Here is a 3,894-nt window from a genome sequence, read left to right as displayed (position 1 = left end):
TCTACTGCGCTGATGGGAGCTCGGCTCAAATGCCCCCGATTTTTCGTTGCGTAGGCCCACTATGCGCCTCAAAATCGTGAACATTTGATCTCGCTCTCCCATCATGCTCGCTACGATCACCTAAGTCCGACAGGCTCCTAGTGCTCTGTCCGAAAACAATGGATATCAAGGCATCGAGGGCTTGCACGATGGGCTTCATTCCTGGCATCCCCTCGCTCATGAGGAAGGATGAGCCCTGCCCGTGTCTCTCTGAACTCCTAATGCGCCTTGCCGGGTACCGGGAAGGTATCGTCCCGGGGGTCTTCAGGGGGTGGGCGGGACCACGCACGGCGGGCCGTATCGACCACGGTTCCTGTCCGATCGACGTAGCAGGTGATCTCCAGTTCGACCTCCGAGCCTTCGGACATTTCGCCGATCACCACGTTGTCGACATAGAACCCCTGCGGGACAGCATGCGCGTTGCCGTAGCGCAGGAAACGGGTAAAGCCGGGGGAGCTAGATTGCGATTGGGTCGTGTCCCGGCAGGCCTGCGTGGCGCGTGCCGCCTCTGGACGCAGGAAGGACTCGACCGCGATCTGTGCCCGCGGCAGTGCCAGGTACACGGCGACCAGGGCGAACGCACCGATGACGAATAGCGGTATGACCGAGCGTGCGCCGCCCGAACGGGCGACGGGTTTCGCGCGGCGCGCCAGCCCGGGTGGCGTTCGATCTTCTGAGGTCATGGGCGATTCCCTGTGTCGGTTCGCCTCGACCCTAACGGGATGCACGGGACCGATCAACCGGCCTCACGGGGAAAGCGATGGGCAAAGCGGTTAGAATCCCTTTTTTTGCAATGCAACGGATCAATTTGCGATGAAACGATCGCGAAGGCCACGACGCAGCTTGCGGGATGCACACCGCACGTCGGCGTGGGAATGAACGTGGGCATTCCGACCGGGTGGGGCAGCATCAATGTCGACGTAGGTAGCGGCGGCTGGTACGGACGGCCCTTCTGATGCGGACCGATAGTCGAAGTGGCGAGGGCAAAGGGTGGTTGGCGAGATGGCCGACCTGTCGATAGCGGACCTGAAGAAGAGTGGTTTGGTGAAGTAGCGCGCCAAGTCAGCTTAATGCAGCGTAACTCGACGCTTGAATTTGGTTCCATACATAAGGCGATTGCCGGATAAAGGCATGCCAGATCGCGCCGGGTGAGCTGCGAAGCAGTGAACGGCTTGGGCAGGAAGCCCAAGACCGGTGCCCAAGCAAAGCAGGGACAGCGCCGCGCCGGGATCGTTCGTCATCAAGGCGCGACGACAGGCGCATCGTCGAATGATGGAACGGTTGTCGCAACACGGAGGACGGACGAAAAGACAAGCAGGAAAGTCTGTCATTTGACAGAAATCGCCTGATGCGCCGCATAGGTGCTGGAGAGCACGGCGCCGGGGTTACGGACACCGGGCTTGGCTCGCGCACTGCGATCCGACGGCGCTGGGGAACGGGTCGCGACCGATTGACTGGCACTGGGTCAGAACGCACCCGATTCGAAGTCCCGGTAGGCCTGCAGGATCTCCGCACGGGTATTCATCACGAACGGGCCCATACGCGCTACTGGCTCGTTGAGCGGCCTGCCCGCGATCAGCAGGAAGCGGTTGGCCGCGGCCTGGCCGTGAATCTCGACCCGTTCCCCGGGACCGAGGACCGCGAGACCACCGGAGGGAATCTCGGTGGCATCCCCAGGCGTGCCGTTGTCTACGATCAGGCGGCCTTCGACGGAATGAACGAAGGCGTTGTGGGTATCCGCGAGGACCTCTTCGAAGACTGCGCCCGCGGGCATCGACACGTCCATATACACGGGTTCCGTCGTCACGGCGTTGACCGGGCCTACGGCACCTGATTGCGTACGTCCCGCGATGACGCGGACCTCGATTCCGCCATTGCGCTGTTCTACAGCAACCTCGTCCGGACTGTACTCCTGGTAACGCGGTTCAGTCATCTTCTCCGAGGCGGGCAGGTTGATCCAGAGCTGGTAGCCCCACAACAGTCCGTCCTGCTGTTCCGGCATCTCCGAATGCAGGATACCGCGACCCGCCGTCATCCATTGGACGCCGCCCGGTTCCACGACACCCTCGTGGCCCTTGCTGTCGGCGTGACGCATCCGGCCCGCCAGCATATAGCTCACCGTTTCGAATCCGCGATGGGGGTGCTCGGGAAACCCGGCGATGTAGTCCCCGGCCTGATCGGAGTGCATCTTGTCCAGCAGGAGGAAGGGATCCAGCCGATCCAGCCGCGCGTCGCCGATGTAGCGCGTCAACCGCACACCCGCGCCATCGGATGTGGGTGTTCCTTCGACCAGTCGGGTCACCCCGCGGTTTCTGTCTGCTTGTGCTGCCTGTGTGGTCATGTCTCGCACCTGATGGCCTGTCTGGATTGATCTTGATGACGCCCAGTATGATTAGTCGGAATGGAGGAATAAATATGGGAAAAGTGAAATAAATGTTCTTGATTATGGAACATAGGCCCGGGTGTCAGGAACCACCCCGGCGCTCGATGCCTCCGATCACGGCTCGGCTATACTGAGCGGTCCCGCAGATTTGAACGGCTCACCGAGGGGGCAACGAAGGGTATCAAGGTGGTGGCGCCGGACAGCGCGATCGACAACGGGCAGACCGTGACCGTCGAGGCGACCTTCGAGATCCTGCACACCGGTAAGACGCACACCGACAACGACATCATGATCCATCTGCAACCGGCCAATGTCCTGTTCCTGGGAGACGCCGTGGGATACCACCGGATTCTGGACATGGACGACGGCAGTTTCCCCCGGGAACGCGGAGGCTATCGACGACGAGCTGGGCAAGCACGTCAGCCTGAGCTATCTGAAGATCGAGGCGGCCGAATTCTGACTGTCGAAGTCGCTTTGTCGCGCTTCGCCTTCCACTCCGGAAACCAAACCGGCGCCCGAGGGCGCCGGTCCTCCTCAAAAGTTTCGTGAGTCTTTACTTGGCCCGGGATTCCTCTTCCTTCGGGGTTGCCGCTTCGGTCTCGGCCACTGCGACGTTTTCCGGGGTCCTGTCGTAGTACCGGCTGTACCGGCCATAAGGGCCCCTGTCTCTATCAGCATCGAAGAGCGCGTCGATGCGTGCCTGGCGTGCATCCATCCAGTCGCGGTGAGCCGCACCCCACGGATCTACCCAGCGGAACCATGCATCGCTCTGGGCCCGGTGCCAGTCGTGGAGGGAGTCCATCCAGCGGCGCTGGTTATCCATCAGGGACAGGTGCCAGGCAGACTCCCGGTCCATGAAATCGCGCATCGCCGCGCTGTCGGCCAGCGCGAATTCCAGTTGCCCCAATCCATAGGGATCGAAATACAAGGGCGCCGCATAGTCGTAGTAATACACCGGTGCGGTGACGACCGGGCTCTGCGACGCCTTCGTGGCCTCTTCTTGCGCAGAGGCCTGCATGCCGGCAGCGGATACCAGCAGCGCGGCCAGTGCAAGCGAACTCAGTTTTCTCAACATGACGATAACCCCCGTTTTTCTCATACATCCACATCACGGCAGGGACGTCTCTTGCCTAGGTAAATCATAAAATAAGCAATAACTAATTTTATTGATATAGATCAGGTTCGAGGTGGATTTTTCGTTGCGGAGGGCCCTGGATAAACGGTGTGCTTGGGAAAGTCGCTTTCCACCGCTCGCGCACCCATGGGGGAGAAATGGTGGACTGCGCTGCGCTTGTCCACCCTGCCGATCATTCAGAGGGGATGAAGCGAAGGGAGCAGATGGGAGGAGCAGAGATACCCGTCGCGGACAGGTTTTCACGAGAAAGTGTGTGTCATATTCGTTTCGTGGCAAGGCGCGATGACGCGTAATAGCCGCTCTATTGCAAGGAATCGCAACGCCGCCACGGGACGAA

The 3,894-nt window shown here is 60.7% G+C and carries 4 protein-coding genes; 1 reads left to right on the top strand and 3 read right to left on the bottom strand.

The annotated features are described in order from the left end of the window. Positions 1–257 precede the first annotated feature (257 nt). Both LJE91_07170 and LJE91_07165 read right to left on the bottom strand, forming a co-directional pair. Positions 258–722 carry a hypothetical protein gene (locus LJE91_07170; protein ID MCG6868502.1) on the bottom strand — a complete coding sequence of 155 codons (465 nt, stop codon included), beginning with the start codon at positions 720–722 and terminating at the stop codon, positions 258–260. A gap of 782 nt (positions 723–1,504) precedes the next feature. Next, entirely contained in the window at positions 1,505–2,380 is an 876-nt protein-coding gene (locus tag LJE91_07165) for a pirin family protein (protein ID MCG6868501.1), read from the bottom strand. A gap of 231 nt (positions 2,381–2,611) precedes the next feature. Between LJE91_07165 and LJE91_07160 the strand changes: the two genes are divergently transcribed. Next, on the top strand, positions 2,612–2,971 hold the full coding sequence (locus LJE91_07160) for a hypothetical protein (GenBank protein ID MCG6868500.1): 360 nt from the start codon (positions 2,612–2,614) through the stop codon (positions 2,969–2,971). A gap of 4 nt (positions 2,972–2,975) precedes the next feature. Here LJE91_07160 and LJE91_07155 read toward each other — a convergent pair whose 3' ends face one another. Next, a complete protein-coding gene (locus LJE91_07155) occupies positions 2,976–3,497 on the bottom strand; it encodes a hypothetical protein (GenBank protein MCG6868499.1) in 522 nt (173 codons plus the stop codon). Positions 3,498–3,894 lie beyond the last annotated feature (397 nt).

This window comes from Gammaproteobacteria bacterium (genome assembly GCA_022340215.1).
Classification (GTDB): domain Bacteria; phylum Pseudomonadota; class Gammaproteobacteria; order JAJDOJ01; family JAJDOJ01; genus JAJDOJ01.
The sequence above is the reverse complement of the archived record's forward strand: the minus strand, read 5'-3'. Positions and strand labels throughout refer to the sequence as shown.

Bases quoted from the DNA above. Each gene is read 5' to 3' on its own strand.
- LJE91_07170 (MCG6868502.1), bottom strand. From the start codon at position 722: ATGACCTCAGAAGATCGAACGCCACCCGGGCTGGCGCGCCGCGCGAAA.
- LJE91_07165 (MCG6868501.1), bottom strand. From the start codon at position 2,380: ATGACCACACAGGCAGCACAAGCAGACAGAAACCGCGGGGTGACCCGA.
- LJE91_07155 (MCG6868499.1), bottom strand. From the start codon at position 3,497: ATGTTGAGAAAACTGAGTTCGCTTGCACTGGCCGCGCTGCTGGTATCC.